This is a genomic window from Pseudomonas fluorescens, from assembly GCF_001648775.1.
GTDB classification, from domain to species: Bacteria; Pseudomonadota; Gammaproteobacteria; order Pseudomonadales; family Pseudomonadaceae; genus Aquipseudomonas; species Aquipseudomonas fluorescens_M.
Genome location: NZ_LVEJ01000011.1, coordinates 54,388 through 75,066 on the forward strand (window position 1 = coordinate 54,388; position 20,679 = coordinate 75,066).

A 20,679-nucleotide genomic window follows, 5' to 3' on the forward strand; every position below is an offset into this window, starting at 1 on the left:
TCCCACATCCAGCCGTTGCGAACTCAATATCAGCAACACCACCGATCTCTGTGGGAGCGAGCTTGCTCGCGAAAGCGTCCTCTCAGTCAACATCACTTTCGCCTGACACGGCCTCTTCGCGAGCAAGCTCGCTCCCACAGGGATTGGCAGTGGATGAAGGAAAGTAGGCAATAAAAAAGGCGCGTCACCCAATCGGGTGGCGCGCCTTTTTATTGCGATTTGCCGTTACAGGCTGGCAATCCGCGCATGCTGCTCGGCCAGTTTGCCCAAGGCTTGTTCCGCCTCGGCCAGTTTGGCGCGTTCTTTGTCGATGACTTCGGCCGGGGCCTTGTCAACGAAACCGGCGTTGGACAGTTTGCCGCCAACGCGCTGGACTTCGCCCTGCAGGCGCAGGATCTCCTTGTCCAGACGCGCCAGTTCTGCGCCCTTGTCGATCAGGCCGGCCATTGGCACCAGCACTTCCATCTCGCCAACCAAAGCGGTAGCGGACAGCGGCGCTTCTTCGCCAGCCGCCAGAACGGTGATCGATTCCAGACGCGCCAGCTTCTTCAGCAGCGCTTCGTTCTCGGTCAGACGGCGCTGGTCTTCAGCGCTGACGTTCTTCAGGTAGATCGGCAGTGGCTTGCCCGGGCCGATGTTCATTTCGCCACGGATGTTACGCGTGCCGAGCATCAGTTCCTTGAGCCATTCGATGTCGTTTTCGGCAGCCGGATCGATGCGCTCTTCGTTGGCCACTGGCCACGCTTGCAGCATGATCGTCTTGCCCTGAATGCCTGCCAGCGGCGCGATGCGCTGCCAGATTTCTTCAGTGATGAACGGCATGAACGGATGCGCCAGCCGCAGCGCCACTTCCAGCACGCGAACCAGCGTACGGCGAGTGCCGCGCTGACGCTCAACCGGCGCGTTCTCGTCCCACAGCACTGGCTTGGACAGTTCCAGGTACCAGTCGCAATACTGGTTCCAGATGAACTCGTACAGCGCTTGCGCGGCGAGGTCGAAACGGAACTGATCGAGTTGACGGGTCACTTCGGCTTCGGTGCGTTGCAGCTGCGAGATGATCCAGCGATCCGCCAGCGACAGTTCGTAGGCTTCGCCGTTCTGGCCGCAGTCTTCGCCCTTGTCCAGAACGTAACGCGCGGCGTTCCAGATCTTGTTGCAGAAGTTGCGATAGCCTTCGACGCGACCCATGTCGAACTTGATGTCGCGACCGGTCGAAGCCAGCGAGCAGAAAGTGAAACGCAGGGCGTCGGTGCCGTAGCTGGCGATGCCGTCGGCGAACTCGTCGCGGGTCTGCTTCTCGATCTTCTTCGCCAGTTTCGGCTGCATCATGCCTGAGGTGCGTTTCTGCACCAGGTCTTCCAGCTCGATACCGTCGATGATGTCCAGCGGGTCAAGGACGTTGCCCTTGGACTTGGACATCTTCTGACCCTGGCCATCGCGCACCAGACCGTGCACATACACGGTCTTGAACGGTACTTGAGGGGTGCCGTCCTCGTTCTTGATCAGGTGCATGGTCAGCATGATCATCCGGGCGACCCAGAAGAAAATGATGTCGAAACCAGTGACCAGTACGTCGGTGGAGTGGAATTTCTTCAGGAACTCGGTCTGCTCAGGCCAGCCCAGGGTGGAGAACGTCCACAGGCCGGAACTGAACCAGGTGTCGAGTACGTCGTTGTCCTGTTGCAGCGCCACGTCCGGGCCGAGGTTGTGCTTGGCACGCACTTCGGCTTCGTCGCGACCGACGTAGACCTTGCCCGACTCGTCGTACCAGGCCGGGATCCGGTGGCCCCACCACAGCTGACGGCTGATGCACCAGTCCTGGATGTCGCGCATCCACGAGAAGTACATGTTTTCGTACTGCTTCGGTACGAACTGGATGCGACCGTCTTCAACGGCAGCAATCGCAGGCTCGGCCAAAGGCTTGGTCGACACGTACCACTGGTCGGTCAGCCACGGCTCGATGATGGTGCCGGAGCGGTCGCCTTTCGGCACTTTCAAGCCGTGGTCGTTGACGCTGACCAGCAGGCCAGCGGCGTCGAACGCAGCCACGATCTGCTTGCGTGCTTCGAAACGCTCGAGACCGGCGTATTCAGCCGGAATCGCGCCGTCGATGCTGTCGTTCAGCGTACCGTCGAGGTTGAACACCTGGGCTGCCGGCAGCACGTTGGCGTTCTTGTCGAAGATGTTCAGCAACGGCAGGTTGTGACGCTTGCCGACTTCGTAGTCGTTGAAATCGTGGGCCGGGGTGATTTTCACGCAACCGGTGCCGAACTCAGGATCACAGTAATCGTCGGCGATGATCGGGATGCGGCGGCCAACCAGTGGCAGCTCGACGAATTTGCCGATCAGGGCCTGGTAGCGCTCGTCGTTCGGGTTAACCGCGACGGCGGAGTCGCCGAGCATGGTTTCCGGACGGGTGGTCGCGACGATCAGGAAGTCGTTGCCATCAGCGGTTTTCGCGCCGTCGGCCAGCGGGTACTTCAGGTTCCACAGGAAGCCTTTCTCGTCGTGGTTTTCCACTTCGAGATCGGAAATCGCCGTGTGCAGCTTGGTGTCCCAGTTGACCAGGCGTTTGCCGCGATAGATCAGACCGTCTTCGTGCAGGCGCACGAACGCTTCTTTAACCGCTTCCGAGAGGCCGTCGTCCATGGTGAAGCGCTCGCGGCTCCAGTCGACGGATGAACCGAGGCGACGGATCTGACGGCTGATGTTGCCGCCGGACTGATCCTTCCATTCCCAGACTTTCTCGAGGAATTTCTCACGACCGAGATCATGGCGATTCTGGCCCTGGGCTTCGAGTTGACGCTCCACCAGCATCTGCGTGGCGATGCCGGCGTGGTCGGTGCCCGGCTGCCACAGGGTGTTGCGACCCTGCATGCGACGGAAACGGATCAGCGCGTCCATGATCGCGTTGTTGAAACCGTGCCCCATGTGCAGGCTGCCGGTGACGTTCGGCGGCGGGATCATGATGGTGTAGGAGTCGCCCGCGCCTTGCGGGGCGAAGTAGTTCTCGGACTCCCAGGTGTTGTACCAGGAAGTTTCAATGGCGTGCGGCTGGTAGGTCTTATCCATGCGCGGCGGGACCCTATTGGCATTAATTCAGGAAAAGCCGACGAGTATAGCGGGGCATGGGGCCGAGGGCGAGCGGGGCAGGCCCGGAGGGGATCTAAATGTAGGCGTGAGCCTGCTCGCGATGCTGGCGCTGCGGTTTTTCAGGAAAACCGAGGTGCTGCTATCGCCAGCAGGCTGGCTCCCACAGGGGATTGGGGGTTATTCGTACTGGCTGAGTAGCCGTTCCATGCGCGCGTCGAGGCGGCGTTTGATTTCGGTTTCGATGTGCGGCGCGAAGTCGTCGATCACGTCTTGCAGGATCAATTGCGCGGCGGCGCGCAGTTCGCTGTCGAGGTGAAGCAGTGCGTCCGGGCCTTTATCCACAGGCGCCGCCGCTTGTGCGGCAGGTGTCGGGGCTGGCGCGGGAGGCGGTTCGACGGCTGCCGGCTCGTTGCCGACTGAATCGAACAGCATCGGAATCTGTTCCTGTTCACCGTCATCGACCGTATCGGTCAGCAATGGCGGCTGCAGGTTGTCGTCGCCGAGCAACTGGCGGATCGATTCCAGATCGTCCAGCAGGTGTGTTGGCTTTTGCTGCGGTTTCGGAGTGTCCATTGGAATGCTCAGAGTCGCTGTAAACGGTGATCTTGCAGAGGATAGCCCTGTTCGCGGTAGAAACGGAAACTCTCCCGCGCGGCCGCTCGAATCGTCGGGTCTTCCACCACCACTTCCGCCACTCGGGCGAATTTATTGGCGAAGGCCGGGACTTTCAGGTCGAGATTGACCAGCAAATCCTGATGCTGACCGCAGTCGTCACCCAAGCCCAGCACAATCAAACCGTCCGGTTCACTGTCAGCCGGGCCGTGAGGCACGAACGTTTCGCCCTTGAAGGCCCACAGGCGCGCATCGAGGTCATCACGCTGGGCCGCATCGCTGCAATGCAGGTAGATGCGGTGACCCATGCGCCAGGCTTTCTCGGTGAGTTTGCAGGCGAAGTCCAGGCGAGCCGAAGGATCGGCGCTGGGCAGGATATAAAAGTCGACTTTGGTCATTGCGGTTCCAGAGCAGCAAGCGGCGTCACCCGAAAGTGACGCCGCCCATCAGCGGGTTCAGGCTTTGGCGCGATCCAGCAGGTACTGGGTCAGCAGCGGTACTGGACGGCCAGTGGCGCCCTTGTCCTTGCCGCCGCTGGTCCACGCGGTGCCCGCGATGTCCAGGTGCGCCCAGTTGAGGTTCTTGGTGAAGCGCGACAGGAAGCACGCCGCAGTGATGGTGCCGGCTTTCGGCCCGCCAATGTTGGCGATGTCGGCGAACGGGCTGTCCAGTTGCTCTTGATACTCGTCGAACAACGGCAGTTGCCAGGCGCGGTCGTCAGCGGCTTTACCGGCGCTGAGCAGTTGGCCGATCAGTTCGTCGTTGTTGCCCAGCAGGCCCGAGGTGTGCGCACCGAGTGCCACGACGCACGCGCCGGTCAGGGTGGCGATGTCGATCACCGCTTGTGGCTTGAAGCGCTCGGAGTAGGTCAGTGCATCGCACAGCACCAGACGGCCTTCGGCGTCGGTGTTGAGGATTTCCACAGTCTGGCCGCTCATGGTGGTGACGATGTCGCCCGGACGGGTCGCGTTGCCGCTCGGCATGTTTTCCGCGCAAGCGAGGATGCACACCAGATTGATCGGCAGTTTCAGCTCAAGCACGGCGCGCAGGGTACCGAACACGGAGGCAGCGCCGCCCATGTCGTACTTCATTTCGTCCATGCCGGCGCCCGGTTTCAGGCTGATGCCGCCGGTGTCGAAAGTGATGCCTTTACCGACCAGTGCGTACGGCTTCTCGGATTTCTTGCCACCGTTGTATTGCATGACGATCAGACGCGGCGGTTGCTCGCTGCCTTGGCCGACGGCGTAGAACGAGCCCATGCCCAGCGACTTGATCTTCTTCTCGTCGAGGACTTCGACTTTCAGGTCCTTGAACTCTTTACCGAGGTTCTTCGCTTGTTCGCCAAGGAAGGTCGGGTGGCAGATGTTCGGCGGCAGGTTGCCCAGATCGCGGGTGAAGGCCATGCCGTTGGCAATCGCGGTGGCGTGATTCACGGCGCGCTGCACTTCGGCCTGCGCAGCCTTGATGGTCAGCAGGGTGATTTTCTTCAGGGCGCGCGGTTCGGCTTTCTGGCTCTTGAACTGGTCGAAGGTGTATTGGCCATCCACCAGGGTTTCCGCCAGCAGACGGGTTTTGCCGTAGCTGTCGCGGTTTTTAACAATAATTTCATCCAGCGCCAGCACGGCGTCGCTGCCGCCCAGGCCTTTCAGAGTGTTGAGGATGCCAGCGGCGATCTTACGGAACGGACGGTCGCCCAGTTCTTCATCTTTACCCACGCCGACCAGCAGCACGCGCTCGGCTTTCAGGTTTGGCAGGCTGTGCAGCAGCAGGCTTTGGCCAACTTTGCCGGCCAGGTCACCACGCTTGAGTACGGCGCTGATGGCGCCACCGCTCAGTTCGTCGACCAGTCTGGCCGCGACCCCGAGCTTGCGGCCTTCGCCGACGGCAACCACCAGGGTGGCGGTTTTCAACGTTTCTGGGCTAACGCTTTTTACAACCAGTTCCATGTCCGGATCCCTGAATGAATGGTCAACATGCAGGCGTTCGACGGTGTCCGCAGGCGCCTGCTTATAGATAGAAGAGGCGCAGGCCAAAGCCTGCGACAAGGGCCGCAGTTTGAACCTCGCTCCCCGCGCCTGACAACCCTCGGTTGTATGATCTGCAACGGATTACAGACATGGATGAGTGTGCGCAGTGACAGGCGCCCCCAATCACAGGATAATGCCGCATCTTTTTTCGACGGCTCTGCGTTGCGGGCCGGTCGATGTGTTTGCTTGTTTGGCCGCCTTAGCCTGACAACCCTGGAGTGTCTGGTTTGATCGTCTTCCGTTATCTGTCCCGCGAAGTCCTGTTGACCCTCAGCGCCGTAAGCGCTGTGCTGCTGGTCATCATCATGAGCGGTCGTTTCATCAAATACCTCGCTCAGGCCGCTGCCGGTCAACTCGATCCGGGCTCGCTGTTCCTGATCATGGGCTATCGCCTGCCGGGCTTCATGCAGCTGATTCTGCCGCTGGGGCTGTTCCTCGGCATCCTGCTGGCCTACGGTCGCCTGTACCTGGAAAGCGAGATGACCGTGCTTTCGGCCACCGGCATGAGCCAGCAGAAGCTGTTTCGCATGACCCTGTTTCCGGCGACGCTGGTCGCGCTGGTGGTGGCGTGGCTGAGCCTGGGGCTGGCCCCGCAAGGCGCCAATCAGTTCCAGTTGCTGCTGAACAAGCAGGACGCCCTGACCGAATTCGACACCCTTGAACCAGGTCGCTTCCAGGCTCTGCGTGACGGTAGCCGGGTGACTTACACCGAGACCCTGAGCGACGATCGCGTCAATCTGGGCAGCGTGTTCATCTCGCAGAAAAACCTCGGCGCCGATCAAAAGGACCGCGGGATTTCCGTGCTGGTGGCCGAAAAGGGCCGTCAGGAAGTGCGTCCCGACGGTAACCGCTACCTGATTCTCGATAACGGCTACCGCTATGACGGCAGCCCGGGTCTGGCCGACTATCGTGCCATTCACTACGAAACCTACGGTGTGCTGTTGCCCAAGCCGGACGTCAGCGAAGAAGTCACCGACCGTGACGCGATGCCGACTTCATCCCTTCTCGGCAGCGATGACATCCGCTCCAAAACCGAACTGCAATGGCGTTTGTCGCTGCCGTTGCTGGTGTTTATCGTGACCCTGATGGCGGTGCCGCTGTCACGCGTGAACCCGCGTCAAGGGCGTTTCCTCAAGCTGCTGCCGGCGATTCTTCTTTATATGGCTTACCTGACCATCCTGATTGCCGCCCGCGGCGCCCTTGAAAAAGGCAAGATCCCGCCGGCCCTCGGCCTGTGGTGGGTGCATGCGATCTTCCTGTTCATCGGTCTCGGCCTGCTCTATTGGGAGCCGCTGCGCCTGAAGATGGCCAGCCGTCGCGACGCTGCGCTGGAGGTGGCTCGTGGTTAAACTCGACCGCTACATCGGCAGCAGCGTGTTCATGGCGATCATCGCCGTGCTGGCAATCATTCTCGGTCTGGCGACGCTGTTCGCCTTCATCGATGAAATGGGTGATGTCAGCGACACCTACACCCTGGTTGATGTCCTCAGCTTCGTCCTGCTGACCGCGCCCCGCCGTCTCTATGAAATGCTGCCGATGGCGGCGCTGATCGGTTGCCTGATCGGCCTCGGCAGTCTGGCCAGCAGCAGTGAGCTGACGGTCATGCGTGCCGCTGGTGTGTCCATCGGCCGTATCGTCTGGGCCGTCATGAAGCCGATGCTGGTGCTGATGCTGGCCGGTGTACTGATCGGCGAATACGTCGCACCAGCCACCGAGAGCATGGCCCAGGCCAATCGCTCGCTGGCGCAGGGCAGTGGCGATGCGCAAAGTGCCAAGCACGGTATGTGGCACCGTCAGGGTGACGAGTTCATCCATATCAACGCCGTTCAACCCAATGGCCTGCTGTATGGCGTGACTCGCTATCACTTCGACAAGGAACGCCACCTGCTGAGTTCGAGTTTCGCCAAAAAAGCCGAGTTCGACGGCAATCACTGGCAGCTCACCGATGTCGCGACCACCAAATTCAACGAGCGCAGCACTGAAGTCGTGAGCACGCTGACCGAGCGCTGGGATGTGTCCCTGAGTCCGCAGTTGCTGAGTACCGTGGTCATGGCGCCGGAATCGCTGTCGATCAGTGGTTTGTGGGGCTACATCCACTACTTGGCCGAACAAGGTCTGAGCAACGGCCGTTACTGGCTGGCATTTTGGGTCAAGGTGTTGCAGCCATTGGTCACTGCTGCGCTGGTGCTGATGGCGATCTCCTTCATCTTCGGTCCGTTGCGCTCGGTGACCCTCGGTCAGCGGGTGTTTACCGGTGTGCTGGTGGGCTTCACCTTCCGCATCGTCCAGGATTTGCTCGGCCCTTCGAGCCTGGTGTTTGGCTTTTCGCCGCTGTTTGCGGTGCTGGTGCCCGCAGGTGTCTGTGCGCTGGCGGGTGTCTGGCTGCTGCGACGAGCCGGTTGATGCGCGCATTTTTGCCAGTGCTTTGACTTTGAAAACGCCTCGGTCGACAGATCGGGGCGTTTTTGCATGCAATCCGGGTGACAGGTGAACGTGACGCTTGCGCCGTGTATCAGGTACAATTCCCGGCTATTTTTCGGCGGGCTATGCCTGCAGCCTTTTTGAGTGTTGATCCGTGAGTGATTTGAGTCATATCCGCAATTTCTCCATCATCGCCCACATTGACCATGGCAAGTCGACGCTGGCTGACCGTTTCATCCAGATGTGCGGCGGCCTGGCCGAGCGTGAAATGGAAGCCCAGGTACTGGATTCCATGGATCTGGAGCGTGAACGCGGGATCACCATCAAGGCCCACAGCGTCACCCTTTATTACACGGCCAAAGATGGCATCAAATACCAGCTGAACTTCATTGACACCCCGGGCCACGTCGACTTCACCTACGAAGTCAGCCGTTCCCTGGCCGCGTGTGAAGGTGCGTTGCTGGTGGTCGATGCCGGTCAGGGTGTTGAAGCCCAGTCCGTGGCCAACTGCTACACCGCCATCGAGCAGGGCCTTGAGGTCATGCCGGTGCTGAACAAGATCGACCTGCCGCAGGCCGACCCTGAGCGCGTCAAGGACGAGATCGAGAAGATCATCGGTATCGACGCCACCGACGCCGTCACCTGCAGCGCCAAAACCGGCCTGGGTGTCGACGAAGTGCTTGAGCGTCTGGTTGCGACCATTCCTGCGCCGACCGGCAACATCGAAGATCCGCTGCAAGCGTTGATCATCGACTCCTGGTTCGACAACTACCTGGGCGTTGTCTCCCTGGTGCGCGTGCGTCATGGCCGCGTGAAGAAGGGCGACAAGATCCTCGTCAAGTCCACTGGCAAGATCCATCTGGTCGACAGCGTCGGTGTATTCAACCCGAAACACACCGCCACCGCTGACCTCAAGGCCGGCGAAGTGGGCTTCATCATCGCCAGCATCAAGGACATTCACGGTGCACCGGTGGGTGACACCCTGACCCTGAGCTCGACGCCGGACGTTGAAGTGCTGCCAGGCTTCAAACGCATCCAGCCGCAGGTTTACGCCGGTCTGTTCCCGGTCAGCTCCGACGATTTCGAGGATTTCCGCGAAGCGCTGCAGAAGCTGACCCTCAACGACTCGTCGCTGCAATACACCCCGGAAAGCTCCGACGCATTGGGCTTCGGCTTCCGTTGCGGCTTCCTCGGCATGCTGCACATGGAAATCATCCAGGAGCGCCTCGAGCGCGAGTACAACCTGGACCTGATCACCACGGCGCCGACGGTAATCTTCGAGCTGGTGCTGAAAACCGGTGAAACGATTTACGTCGACAACCCGTCCAAGCTGCCGGATGTGTCGTCGATCGAAGACATGCGCGAGCCGATCGTGCGGGCCAATATCCTCGTGCCGCAAGAGCACCTGGGCAACGTCATCACCCTGTGCATCGAGAAGCGTGGCGTTCAAGTCGACATGCTGTTCCTCGGCAATCAGGTGCAGGTCACTTACGACTTGCCGATGAACGAAGTGGTCCTCGATTTCTTCGACCGTCTCAAATCCACCAGCCGTGGCTATGCTTCGCTGGACTACCATTTCGATCGTTACCAATCGGCTAATCTGGTGAAACTGGACGTGCTGATCAACGGCGACAAGGTCGATGCGCTCGCATTGATCGTGCACCGTGACAACTCGCACTATAAAGGTCGCCAGTTGACCGAGAAGATGAAAGAACTGATTCCTCGTCAGATGTTCGACGTGGCTATCCAGGCTGCCATTGGTGGTCAGATCGTTGCACGGACAACCGTCAAGGCACTCAGAAAGAACGTATTGGCCAAATGCTACGGCGGTGACGTCAGCCGTAAGAAGAAACTGCTCGAGAAGCAAAAGGCCGGTAAAAAACGCATGAAGCAAGTCGGCAACGTGGAAATTCCACAGGAAGCCTTCCTTGCAGTGCTCAGGTTGGATAGTTAGGTCCTATGTCACTAAATTTCCCGCTGTTGCTGGTCATCGCCGTGTTCGTCTGCGGCCTGTTGGCGTTGCTTGATCTGTTGATCCTGGCTCCGCGTCGGCGTGCTGCCATTGCCTCTTATCAAGGCAGTGTCAGCCAGCCGGATGGCGTGGTCGTTGAAAAACTGAACAAAGAGCCGCTGCTGGTCGAATACGGCAAGTCGTTCTTTCCGGTGTTGTTCATCGTTCTGGTGCTGCGTTCGTTCCTGGTGGAACCGTTCCAGATTCCGTCCGGTTCGATGAAACCAACCCTGGACGTCGGCGACTTCATTCTGGTGAACAAGTTTTCTTACGGGATCCGCCTGCCGGTGATCGACAAGAAAATCATCGAAGTCGGTGATCCGCAGCGTGGCGATGTGATGGTGTTCCGCTACCCGAGCGATCCGAACGTCAACTACATCAAACGTGTGGTCGGCCTGCCGGGCGACACGGTGCGCTACACCGCTGACAAGCGTCTGTTCGTCAATGGCGAGTCGATTGCCGAGCAGATGGTCGGCGCCGAGCCGGGCACGCTGGGCAGTGCCGAGCTCTACAAGGAAAAACTCGGCGCTGCCGAGCACCTGATCCGCAAGGAAATGAGCCGTTACCGCGCCACGCCAGACCATACCTGGACCGTGCCGGCCGGGCACTACTTCATGATGGGCGACAACCGCGACAACTCGAACGACAGTCGCTACTGGGATGATCCGAACATTCCCAAGGATCTGCTGGGCATGGTTCCCGACCAGAATATCGTCGGCAAGGCCTTCGCGGTCTGGATGAGCTGGCCGGAACCGAAACTCAGTCACCTGCCGAATTTCTCGCGGGTTGGCCTGATCAAGTAATCACACACGGCGCTGTTGACCACAGCGCCGAATGCATTTCTGGAGCCGCCACAATCGGCTTCGGGGCATGAAGCCACGATATTCAGGACGTAATTTTTGAACACAGCGTTAATTGTCCCAGGCCTGCGCCGCATCCCGGCGATGGCAGTGGAATCCAGCCACGAACTCAGCGTGGGTAAACCGTGAGCGTTTCTTTAAGCCGTCTCGAGCGTCAGCTCGGTTACACCTTCAAGGATCAGGAGCTCATGCTGCTGGCCCTCACGCACCGCAGCTTTGCCGGGCGCAACAACGAACGCCTGGAATTCCTCGGCGATGCCATCCTCAACTTCGTCGCTGGCGAGGCGCTGTTCGATCGCTTCCCGCTGGCCCGCGAAGGCCAGTTGTCGCGTTTGCGCGCTCGTTTGGTAAAAGGTGAGACGCTGGCCGTACTGGCGCGCGGTTTCGACCTCGGCGATTACCTGCGACTGGGTTCCGGTGAACTGAAAAGCGGCGGTTTCCGTCGCGAGTCGATTCTGGCCGACGCCCTCGAAGCCTTGATCGGCGCGATCTACCTCGATGCTGGCATGGACATGGCGCGTGAGCGCGTACTGGCCTGGCTGGCGGGCGAGTTCGAGGGGCTGACCCTGGTCGACACCAACAAGGATCCGAAAACCCGCTTGCAGGAACACCTGCAATCGCGCGGTTGCGATCTGCCACGCTACGAAGTGGTGGATATCCAGGGCGAACCGCACTGCCGAACCTTCTTCGTCGAGTGCGAAGTTGTCTTACTGAATGAAAAAAGCCGAGGTCAGGGTGTCAGCCGTCGTATTGCCGAACAGGTAGCGGCCGCTGCAGCACTGATTGCCCTGGGCGTGGAGAATGGCAATGACTGATACAAACGCAACTCGCTGTGGCTATGTTGCCATCGTCGGCCGTCCCAACGTCGGTAAGTCGACGCTGCTGAACCACATCCTCGGCCAGAAGCTCGCGATCACTTCGCGCAAGCCGCAGACCACGCGCCACAACATGCTCGGGATCAAAACCGAGGGTGACGTGCAAGCGATCTACGTCGACACCCCGGGCATGCACAAGGGTGGCGAAAAGGCTCTGAACCGTTACATGAACAAGACCGCTTCGGCGGCGTTGAAAGACGTCGACGTGGTGATCTTCGTGGTCGACCGCACCAAGTGGACCGACGAAGACCAGATGGTGCTGGAGCGCGTGCAGTACGTGACCGGTCCGCTGATCGTTGCGCTGAACAAGACCGACCGCATCGAAGACAAAGCCGAGCTGATGCCGCACCTCAGCTGGTTGCAGGAACAACTGCCGAACGCGCAGATCATTCCGATTTCCGCGCAGCACGGGCACAACCTCGAAGCGCTGGAAAAGGTCATCGCTGACCATCTGCCGGAGAACGATCACTTCTTCCCGGAAGACCAGATCACTGACCGCAGCAGCCGTTTCCTCGCCGCTGAACTGGTGCGCGAGAAAATCATGCGCCAGATGGGCGCCGAGCTGCCGTACCAGATCACCGTCGAGATCGAAGAGTTCAAGCAGCAGGGCAAAACCCTGCACATCCACGCCTTGATCCTCGTTGAGCGTGACGGTCAGAAGAAGATCATCATTGGCGACAAGGGCGAGCGCATCAAACGCATCGGCACCGAAGCGCGCAAGGACATGGAGCTGCTGTTTGACTCCAAGATCATGCTCAACCTGTGGGTCAAGGTGAAGGGCGGCTGGTCCGACGACGAGCGTGCGCTGCGTTCGCTGGGTTACGGCGACCTGTAAATACGCGGTTGTCGCAACACCGAAGAAACCTGTGGGAGCGAGCTTGCTCGCGAAGAGGATGTAACATTCAGCATTGATGTTGACTGTCACACCGAATTCGCGAGCAAGCTCGCTCCCACAGTGGTTTTGGGGTGAATATAAAACCGCGTTTTATCCATGAGAGTTCCATGTCCTCAAACCCGCCGCCCGCCCAACCCGCCTACGTCCTGCACTCCCGCGCCTACCGCGAAACCAGTGCGCTGGTGGATTTCCTCACGCCGCAAGGTCGGCTGCGGGCGGTGTTGCGCAGTGCACGCGGCAAGGCCGGGACATTGGCGCGGCCGTTCGTGTCGCTGGAGGTCGAGTTTCGTGGCAAGGGTGAGTTAAAGAACGTCGGACGCATGGAGAGCTCTGGCACTTCGGCGTGGCTCAATGGCGAGGCGCTGTTCAGTGGTCTCTATCTGAATGAATTGCTGATCCGTTTGCTGCCTGCCGAGGATCCGCACCCGGGCGTCTTCGATCACTACGCCGCGACTTTGCTGGCACTGGCCGAGGGGCGACCGCTGGAGCCGTTGCTGCGCTCTTTCGAATGGCGCCTGCTGGACGATCTCGGTTATGGCTTCTCGCTGAACACTGATGTCCATGGCGAACCCGTCGCGCCGGACGGTCTCTATCGTCTGCAAGTGGATGCCGGTCTGGAGCGAGTCTTTCTGCTGCAACCCGGCCTGTTCAACGGCGTCGAATTACTGGCTATGGCCGAAGCCGACTGGACCGCGCCCGGTGCGCTGTCCGCGGCCAAGCGCTTGATGCGCCAGGCCTTGGCCGTTCATTTGGGCGGTCGCCCCCTCGTCAGTCGCGAGCTGTTTCGCAAGCCCTAGGCCCGTGTATGCTGTGCGCCGAATCTTTTCCTTCAGGAGCGCGCATCCGTGACCACCAGCAATCGCATTCTTCTTGGCGTGAACATCGACCACGTCGCCACCCTGCGTCAGGCCCGTGGCACGCGCTACCCGGATCCGGTCAAGGCGGCGCTGGACGCGGAAGAGGCGGGCGCTGATGGCATCACCGTGCACCTGCGTGAAGACCGCCGGCACATTCAGGAGCGCGATGTTTTGCTGCTCAAGGACGTGCTGCAAACCCGCATGAACTTCGAAATGGGCGTCACCGAAGAAATGATGGCGTTCGCTGAACGCATCCGTCCGGCGCACATTTGCCTGGTCCCGGAAACCCGTCAGGAACTGACCACTGAAGGTGGTCTGGATGTCGCGGGGCAGGAAGAGCGCATCAAGGCAGCGGTTGAGCGTCTGTCGAAGATCGGCAGCGAAGTGTCGCTGTTCATCGATGCTGACGAGCGCCAGATTGCGGCGTCGAAGCGTGTTGGCGCCCCAGCCATCGAGCTGCACACCGGGCGTTATGCCGATGCCGAAACCCCGACCGAAGTGGCTGAAGAACTCAAGCGTGTGGCGGACGGTGTGGCGTTTGGTCTGGCCCAAGGCTTGATCGTTAACGCGGGTCACGGCTTGCATTACCACAACGTTGAAGCTGTCGCGGCGATCAAGGGCATCAACGAACTGAACATCGGCCATGCGCTGGTGGCGCATGCGCTTTTTGTTGGCTTCAAGTCCGCAGTCTCGGAAATGAAGGCGCTGATCCTGGCGGCCGCGTTGAAAGGCTAAAGGTCAACGCATAACCCCTGTGGGAGCGAGCCTGCTCGCGAAAGCGGTGTATCAGTCAAAGATGATGTCGACTGACACGACGCCTTCGCGAGCAGGCTCGCTCCCACATTTGTTTTTGGGGTGTTGGTTACAGCGGGGCAGGTTCTTGCGCGGGTTTTGACTTGTCGATACCGGGCACATGCAGATTGCCCTCGGCCACCTGATCGCCCTCAAGCTGTGGCTGCGTCACCCAGGTCAAAATGTCGTAATAACGACGGATGTTCGCCACGAAGTGCACCGGCTCGCCGCCTCGGGCATAGCCATAACGGGTCTTGCTGTACCACTGCTTCTGCGACAGGCGCGGCAGGATCTTCTTCACGTCCAGCCACTTGTCCGGGTTCAAGCCTTCCTTTGCGGTCAGCTTGCGCGCGTCGTCCAGATGACCACTGCCGACGTTATACGCCGCCAGAGCAAACCAGGTGCGATCCGGCTCCTTGATCGAATCGTCGAGTTGATCCTTCATATAAGCCAGGTACTTGGCGCCGCCCATGATGCTCTGCTTGGGGTCGAGGCGGTTGGACACGCCCATCGCCTGCGCGGTGTTCTGGGTCAGCATCATCAACCCGCGCACGCCGGTTTTCGAGGTAACCGCCGGTTGCCACAGCGACTCCTGATAACCAATGGCTGCCAGCAGGCGCCAGTCGACTTTCTCTTTCTTTGCGTAATTCTTGAAGTGCTGTTCGTATTTCGGCAGGCGCTGCTGCAAATGCTGGGCGAAAGTCGTGGCGCCCATGTAGCCGAGGACATCAACGTGGCCGTAGTAGCGATCCTTCAGGCGTTGCAGGGTGCCGTTCTTCTGCACCTTGTCCAGATACGCGTTGATCTCGTTGAGCAGGCTGTTGTCTTCGCCCGGGCCAACCGCCCAGCTCTGGCTGCGCGCATCGCCGAGGTCGAAGGCCACGCGAATATTGGTGAAGTACACCTGATTCATCGCCACTTCGTTGGAGTCGACCAGGGTCAGGTCGATCTGGCCTTCATCGACCATGCGCAGCAGGTCGACCACCTCAACCGCATCGGACTCTTCGTATTCGATGCCGGGAAATTTCTTTTTCAGTTCCGCCAGTTGTTCGGCGTGGGTGCTGCCTTTGAGCACCATGATCTTCTTGCCGACCAGATCGCCCGGGTCGGTCGGCCGCGACTGGCCGTTGCGATAGATGATCTGCGGGGTGACTTCAAGGTAGGAGTGCGAGAACCGCACCTGCTGCTTGCGCTGATCGCTGCTGACCAGACCGGCGGCGGCCAGCACCGGGCCATTCGGTTTGCCGATCTGATCGAACAGGTCGTCGAGGTTGTCGGCGGTCTCGATCTTCAGCTCTACACCCAAATCGTCGGCGAAACGCTTCACCAGCTCGTATTCGAAGCCGGTTTCACCGCTGCGATCCTGAAAGTAGGTGGCGGGGCTGTTACGGGTGATCACCCGCAGCACACCATCCTCCTTTATGCGCTCCAGTGTGTTGGGTTTATCAACACAGCCACTGAGCATCAGGAAGAGTCCGGTTGCGATCAGCCATTTGGCGTACCGCGGACGCAAAGCCGTTGGGAAAAACATCTGCGCAGTATACGCAAACGGCCACGGGCGCCATATCTCGACAGCGCAGGGCGAGTCTGCTAGCGATCACAAAACCGGCCGAAACCCCGCAGAAATGGGCCTTTACGGCTTTTTGTTACAGTAAAAATAAGCGGCCTCTGAATAGCTGATTTACCTGACTCTGGAGTCGGAAACACAGATTGATACCCGAGTGCAACCGTGCGTAGCGTTTCGGGTGATGTTGAGGGCGGTTTAGGCTAGAATGCACGGCCTCAAAGCACACCCCTTCCCGAGGCTGTCCCGAAGATGTTGATCCTGCGCGGCGCTCCTGCCCTTTCTGCCTTTCGCCACAGCAAACTCCTTGAGCAACTGAGCCAGAAGGTTCCAGCTGTCAGTGGCCTGTATGCTGAATTCGCTCACTTCGCCGAAGTCACCGGCGTCCTGACCGGCGACGAACAGCAGGTGCTAGCGCGCCTTCTGAAGTACGGCCCAAGCGTTCCGGTACAAGAGCCAACCGGTCGTCTGTTTCTGGTGTTGCCGCGTTTCGGCACCATCTCGCCATGGTCGAGCAAGGCCAGCGACATCGCCCGCAACTGCGGTCTGAGCAAGATCCAGCGTCTGGAGCGCGGTATCGCCTTCTACGTGGCCGGTCAGTTCAGCGAAGCCGAAGCGCAACAGATTGCCGACGTGCTGCACGACCGCATGACCCAGATCGTGCTGGCGAACCTCGAACAGGCCGCCGGTCTGTTCAGCCACGCCGAGCCGAAGCCGCTGACTGCAATCGACATCCTCGGTGGCGGTCGCGCTGCACTGGAAAAAGCCAACACCGAGCTGGGCCTGGCCCTGGCTGAAGATGAGATCGACTATCTGGTCGACGCCTTCAACGGCTTGAAGCGCAACCCGCACGACATCGAACTGATGATGTTCGCCCAGGCCAACTCCGAGCACTGCCGCCACAAAATCTTCAACGCCAGTTGGGATATTGATGGTGAGAACCAGGAAAAAAGCCTGTTCGGCATGATCAAGAACACCTACGTGATGCACAGCGAAGGCGTTCTGTCGGCTTATAAGGACAACGCTTCGGTGATCGTCGGCAACGTCGCCGGCCGTTTCTTCCCGAACCCTGAAACCCGCCAGTACGGCGCGGTGCAGGAGCCGGTGCACATCCTGATGAAGGTTGAAACCCACAACCACCCGACCGCGATCGCTCCGTTCCCGGGCGCGTCCACTGGTTCCGGCGGCGAGATCCGTGACGAAGGTGCAACCGGCCGTGGCGCCAAGCCAAAGGCTGGCCTGACCGGTTTCACCGTTTCCAACCTGCAGATCCCCGGCTTCGAACAGCCGTGGGAAGTGCCGTACGGCAAGCCTGAGCGCATCGTCACCGCGCTGGACATCATGATCGAAGGCCCGCTCGGCGGCGCCGCGTTCAACAACGAATTCGGTCGTCCGGCCCTGACTGGCTACTTCCGTACCTTCGAACAGTCGATCACCACCCCGCACGGTGACGAAGTTCGCGGTTACCACAAGCCGATCATGCTCGCTGGCGGCATGGGCAACATCCGTGAAGAACACGTCAAGAAAGGCGAGATCGTCGTTGGCTCCAAGCTGATCGTCCTCGGCGGCCCGGCGATGTTGATCGGTCTGGGCGGCGGCGCCGCTTCCTCGATGGCCACCGGCACCAGCTCGGCGGATCTCGACTTCGCTTCCGTGCAGCGTGAAAACCCTGAAATGGAGCGTCGCTGCCAGGAAGTCATCGACCGTTGCTGGCAACTGGGTGACAAGAACCCGATCAGCTTCATCCACGACGTCGGCGCGGGCGGTCTGTCCAACGCCTTCCCGGAACTGGTCAACGACGGCGACCGCGGTGGCCGTTTCGAACTGCGCAACATTCCCAACGACGAGCCGGGCATGGCCCCGCACGAAATCTGGTCCAACGAATCCCAGGAACGTTACGTTCTGGCCGTTGGCCCGGAAGACTTCGCGCGTTTCCAGGCGATCTGTGAACGCGAGCGCTGCCCGTTTGCCGTTGTCGGTGAAGCGATTGCCGAACCGCAACTGACCGTGACCGACAGCCACTTCGGCAACAACCCGGTGGACATGCCGCTGGAAGTGTTGCTGGGCAAAGCCCCGCGCATGCACCGCTCGGTGGTTCGCGAAGCTGAAATGGGTGATGATTTCGATCCGTCGAACCTCGACATCAGCGAGTCCATCGAACGTGTTCTGCATCACCCCGCCGTGGCGAGCAAGAGCTTCCTGATCACCATCGGCGACCGCACTATCACCGGCCTGGTGGCCCGTGACCAAATGGTCGGCCCGTGGCAGGTTCCAGTGGCCGACGTTGCCGTCACCGCCACTAGCTTCGACGTCTACACCGGTGAAGCGATGGCGATGGGCGAGCGTACTCCGCTGGCTCTGCTGGACGCTCCGGCGTCGGGCCGCATGGCCATCGGCGAAACGCTGACCAACATCGCCGCGTCGCGCATCAACAAGATCTCCGACATCAAACTGTCGGCGAACTGGATGTCCGCTGCCGGCCACCCGGGCGAAGACGCGCGTCTGTACGACACCGTGAAAGCGGTCGGTATGGAACTGTGCCCTGAGCTGGGTATCACCATTCCGGTGGGCAAGGACTCGATGTCCATGGCCACCCGTTGGAGCGATAACGGCGAAGAAAAAACCGTGACCTCGCCGATGTCGCTGATCGTGACCGGTTTCGCGCCAGTGGCTGACATCCGTCAGACCCTGACCCCGGAACTGCGCATGGACAAGGGCACCACCGACCTGATCCTGATCGACCTCGGTCGCGGTCAGAACCGCATGGGTGCTTCGATCCTTGCGCAGACACACGGCAAGCTCGGCAAACACGCACCGGACGTCGATGACGCTGAAGACCTGAAAGCCTTCTTCGCGGTGATCCAGGGCCTCAACGCCGACGGTCATCTGCTGGCGTACCACGACCGTTCCGACGGTGGTCTGCTGACCTCCGTGGTGGAAATGGCCTTCGCCGGCCACTGCGGTCTGAGCCTGAACCTCGACGGTCTGGCGGAAACCACCGCCGACATCGCCGCCATCCTGTTCAACGAAGAATTGGGTGCAGTGATTCAGGTTCGTCAGGACGCCACGCCAGACATCCTCGCGCAATTCAGCGCCGCCGGTCTGGGCGACTGCGTGTCGGTGATCGGTCAGCCGATCAACAATGGCCAGATCAACATCACCTTCAATGGTGACACCGTGTTCGAAGGTCAGCGTCGTCTGCTGCAACGTACCTGGGCCGAGACCAGCTACCAGATCCAGCGTCTGCGCGATAACGCCGACTGCGCCGAGCAAGAGTTCGACGTGCTGCTGGAAGAAGACAACCCGGGCCTGAGCGTCAAACTGAGCTACGACGTCAACCAGGACATCGCCGCGCCTTACATCAAAAAAGGCATCCGCCCACAGGTTGCCGTACTGCGTGAGCAGGGCGTCAACGGTCAGGTGGAAATGGCTGCCGCGTTCGACCGCGCCGGTTTCAACGCGATCGACGTGCACATGAGCGACATTCTCGCCGGCCGTGTTGACCTGAACGAGTTCAAAGGTCTGGTGGCGTGCGGTGGTTTCTCCTACGGCGACGTGCTCGGCGCCGGTGAAGGCTGGGCCAAGTCGGCGCTGTTCAACAGCCGTGCCCGCGATGCATTCCAGGGTTTCTTCGAGCGTAACGACAGCTTCACCCTTGGCGTGTGCAACGGTTGCCAGATGATGTCCAACCTGCACGAGCTGATCCCGGGCAGCGAGTTCTGGCCGCACTTCGTGCGCAACCGCTCCGAGCAGTTCGAAGCGCGCGTGGCGATGGTGCAGATCCAGGAATCGAACTCGATCTTCCTGCAGGGCATGGCCGGTTCGCGTATGCCGATCGCCATCGCTCACGGTGAAGGTCACGCCGAGTTCTCCAGCGAGGAAGCACTGCTGGAAGCCGATCTGTCCGGTTGCGTGGCGATGCGTTTCGTCGACAACCATGGCAAGGTCACCGAGCGTTATCCGGCCAACCCGAACGGTTCGCCACGCGGGATTACCGGTCTCACCAGCCGTGATGGCCGTGTGACGATCATGATGCCGCACCCGGAGCGTGTGTTCCGCGCGGTGCAGAACTCGTGGCGTTCGGAAGACTGGAACGAGGACGCACCTTGGATGCGTATGTTCCGTAATGCTCGCGTTTGGGTGAACTAAGGCCTGTGTACAAGCTGGCGTTTTTTGTTCCTGACAGTCATGTCGAGGTGGTCAAGGGGGCTGTGTTCGCTGCCGGTGGTGGGCGGATCGGTGATTATGACCACTGTGCGTGGCAGGCGCTCGGTTTGGGCCAGTTTCGACCTTTGGACGGTAGTCAGCCGTTTATTGGAGAGGCGGGGCAGATCGAGCGGGTTGAGGAATGGAAGGTTGAGCTGGTGGTGGTGGATGAGTTGATCGTTGCTGTTGTGGCGGCTTTGAAGCTTAGTCATCCCTACGAGACGCCGGCTTATGAAGTGTGGCGGCTGGAAGATTTCTGATAGCCGCTTATTACAAGAAACCCGCAGATGAGAGATCGTCTGCGGGTTTTTTGTTGCTTACGATTTTCCGGGTGATGGGGTTCCAATGTGGGAGCGAGCTTGCTCGCGAAGGCGCCGGATCAGGCAATGATGTTCTGGCTGACCGGGTACATATCCGTTGCTGTGGTAACGGCTTCTTAGGGTTCCGCCCTTACGGCGAGTCACCT

General features: G+C 60.1%; 15 protein-coding genes. 10 read left to right on the top strand and 5 right to left on the bottom strand.

Going from position 1 to position 20,679, the window contains the following annotated elements:
* Positions 1 to 225: 225 nt before the first annotated feature.
* The 4 genes from A8O26_RS13215 to A8O26_RS13230 form a co-directional block, all read right to left on the bottom strand.
* The gene (locus A8O26_RS13215; RefSeq protein ID WP_064118421.1) at positions 226 to 3,072 is read right to left on the bottom strand and encodes a valine--tRNA ligase; all 2,847 of its coding nucleotides are present in this window, start codon (positions 3,070 to 3,072) and stop codon (positions 226 to 228) included.
* 198 nt (positions 3,073 to 3,270) lie between these two features.
* On the bottom strand, positions 3,271 to 3,666 hold the full coding sequence (locus tag A8O26_RS13220; protein ID WP_064118422.1) for a hypothetical protein: 396 nt from the start codon (positions 3,664 to 3,666) through the stop codon (positions 3,271 to 3,273).
* A gap of 8 nt (positions 3,667 to 3,674) precedes the next feature.
* Positions 3,675 to 4,103, bottom strand: a complete 429-nt coding sequence (locus tag A8O26_RS13225; RefSeq protein ID WP_064118423.1) for a DNA polymerase III subunit chi — start codon at positions 4,101 to 4,103, stop codon at positions 3,675 to 3,677.
* 57 nt (positions 4,104 to 4,160) lie between these two features.
* A complete protein-coding gene (locus tag A8O26_RS13230; protein ID WP_064118424.1) occupies positions 4,161 to 5,651 on the bottom strand; it encodes a leucyl aminopeptidase in 1,491 nt (496 codons plus the stop codon).
* 308 nt (positions 5,652 to 5,959) lie between these two features.
* Between A8O26_RS13230 and lptF the strand changes: the two genes are divergently transcribed.
* The 8 genes from lptF to pdxJ all read left to right on the top strand — a co-directional run bounded on the left by lptF (position 5,960) and on the right by pdxJ (position 14,386).
* Positions 5,960 to 7,081 carry an LPS export ABC transporter permease LptF gene (gene lptF, locus A8O26_RS13235; protein ID WP_064118425.1) on the top strand — a complete coding sequence of 374 codons (1,122 nt, stop codon included), beginning with the start codon at positions 5,960 to 5,962 and terminating at the stop codon, positions 7,079 to 7,081.
* Entirely contained in the window at positions 7,074 to 8,135 is a 1,062-nt protein-coding gene (gene lptG, locus A8O26_RS13240) for an LPS export ABC transporter permease LptG (RefSeq protein ID WP_064118426.1), read from the top strand. The genes lptF and lptG overlap by 8 nt, the downstream gene beginning before the upstream one ends.
* A 172-nt stretch (positions 8,136 to 8,307) precedes the next feature.
* A complete protein-coding gene (gene lepA, locus A8O26_RS13245) occupies positions 8,308 to 10,107 on the top strand; it encodes a translation elongation factor 4 (RefSeq protein WP_064118427.1) in 1,800 nt (599 codons plus the stop codon).
* Between the two features lie 5 nt (positions 10,108 to 10,112).
* Positions 10,113 to 10,967: a signal peptidase I gene (gene lepB, locus A8O26_RS13250; RefSeq protein WP_064118428.1), complete on the top strand. Its 855-nt coding sequence runs from the start codon at positions 10,113 to 10,115 to the stop codon at positions 10,965 to 10,967.
* A 182-nt stretch (positions 10,968 to 11,149) separates the two neighbouring features.
* A complete protein-coding gene (gene rnc / locus A8O26_RS13255) occupies positions 11,150 to 11,839 on the top strand; it encodes a ribonuclease III (RefSeq protein WP_016986099.1) in 690 nt (229 codons plus the stop codon).
* Positions 11,832 to 12,734, top strand: coding sequence for a GTPase Era (gene era, locus A8O26_RS13260; RefSeq protein ID WP_016771562.1), 903 nt, complete (start codon positions 11,832 to 11,834; stop codon positions 12,732 to 12,734). Before rnc ends, era begins: the two co-directional genes overlap by 8 nt.
* Positions 12,735 to 12,901: 167 nt before the next feature.
* Entirely contained in the window at positions 12,902 to 13,591 is a 690-nt protein-coding gene (gene recO / locus A8O26_RS13265) for a DNA repair protein RecO (protein ID WP_064118429.1), read from the top strand.
* Positions 13,592 to 13,639: 48 nt separating this feature from the next.
* Complete coding sequence (gene pdxJ, locus A8O26_RS13270; protein WP_047292711.1) at positions 13,640 to 14,386, top strand: pyridoxine 5'-phosphate synthase; 747 nt, start codon at positions 13,640 to 13,642, stop codon at positions 14,384 to 14,386.
* Between the two features lie 127 nt (positions 14,387 to 14,513).
* On the opposite strand, the gene mltF is transcribed toward pdxJ, so the two are convergent.
* Positions 14,514 to 15,974 (bottom strand): membrane-bound lytic murein transglycosylase MltF, encoded by a 1,461-nt coding sequence (gene mltF / locus A8O26_RS13275; protein ID WP_081265193.1) that lies wholly within the window; start codon positions 15,972 to 15,974, stop codon positions 14,514 to 14,516.
* Positions 15,975 to 16,259: 285 nt separating this feature from the next.
* Between mltF and purL the strand changes: the two genes are divergently transcribed.
* Together purL and A8O26_RS13285 are read left to right on the top strand one after the other, a co-directional pair.
* Positions 16,260 to 20,156 (top strand): phosphoribosylformylglycinamidine synthase, encoded by a 3,897-nt coding sequence (purL, locus tag A8O26_RS13280; RefSeq protein ID WP_064118430.1) that lies wholly within the window; start codon positions 16,260 to 16,262, stop codon positions 20,154 to 20,156.
* Positions 20,157 to 20,161: 5 nt separating this feature from the next.
* Complete coding sequence (locus A8O26_RS13285) at positions 20,162 to 20,473, top strand: Nif3-like dinuclear metal center hexameric protein (RefSeq protein ID WP_064118431.1); 312 nt, start codon at positions 20,162 to 20,164, stop codon at positions 20,471 to 20,473.
* The last annotated feature ends 206 nt before the right edge of the window (positions 20,474 to 20,679 follow it).

Excerpts from the sequence above, each read along its gene's own strand:
- A8O26_RS13215 (WP_064118421.1), bottom strand. The coding sequence starts at position 3,072 with ATGGATAAGACCTACCAGCCGCACGCCATTGAAACTTCCTGGTACAAC.
- A8O26_RS13220 (WP_064118422.1), bottom strand. The coding sequence starts at position 3,666 with ATGGACACTCCGAAACCGCAGCAAAAGCCAACACACCTGCTGGACGAT.
- A8O26_RS13225 (WP_064118423.1), bottom strand. The coding sequence starts at position 4,103 with ATGACCAAAGTCGACTTTTATATCCTGCCCAGCGCCGATCCTTCGGCT.
- A8O26_RS13230 (WP_064118424.1), bottom strand. The coding sequence starts at position 5,651 with ATGGAACTGGTTGTAAAAAGCGTTAGCCCAGAAACGTTGAAAACCGCC.
- lepB (WP_064118428.1), top strand. The coding sequence starts at position 10,113 with ATGTCACTAAATTTCCCGCTGTTGCTGGTCATCGCCGTGTTCGTCTGC.
- era (WP_016771562.1), top strand. The coding sequence starts at position 11,832 with ATGACTGATACAAACGCAACTCGCTGTGGCTATGTTGCCATCGTCGGC.
- recO (WP_064118429.1), top strand. The coding sequence starts at position 12,902 with ATGTCCTCAAACCCGCCGCCCGCCCAACCCGCCTACGTCCTGCACTCC.
- mltF (WP_081265193.1), bottom strand. The coding sequence starts at position 15,974 with ATGTTTTTCCCAACGGCTTTGCGTCCGCGGTACGCCAAATGGCTGATC.
- purL (WP_064118430.1), top strand. The coding sequence starts at position 16,260 with ATGTTGATCCTGCGCGGCGCTCCTGCCCTTTCTGCCTTTCGCCACAGC.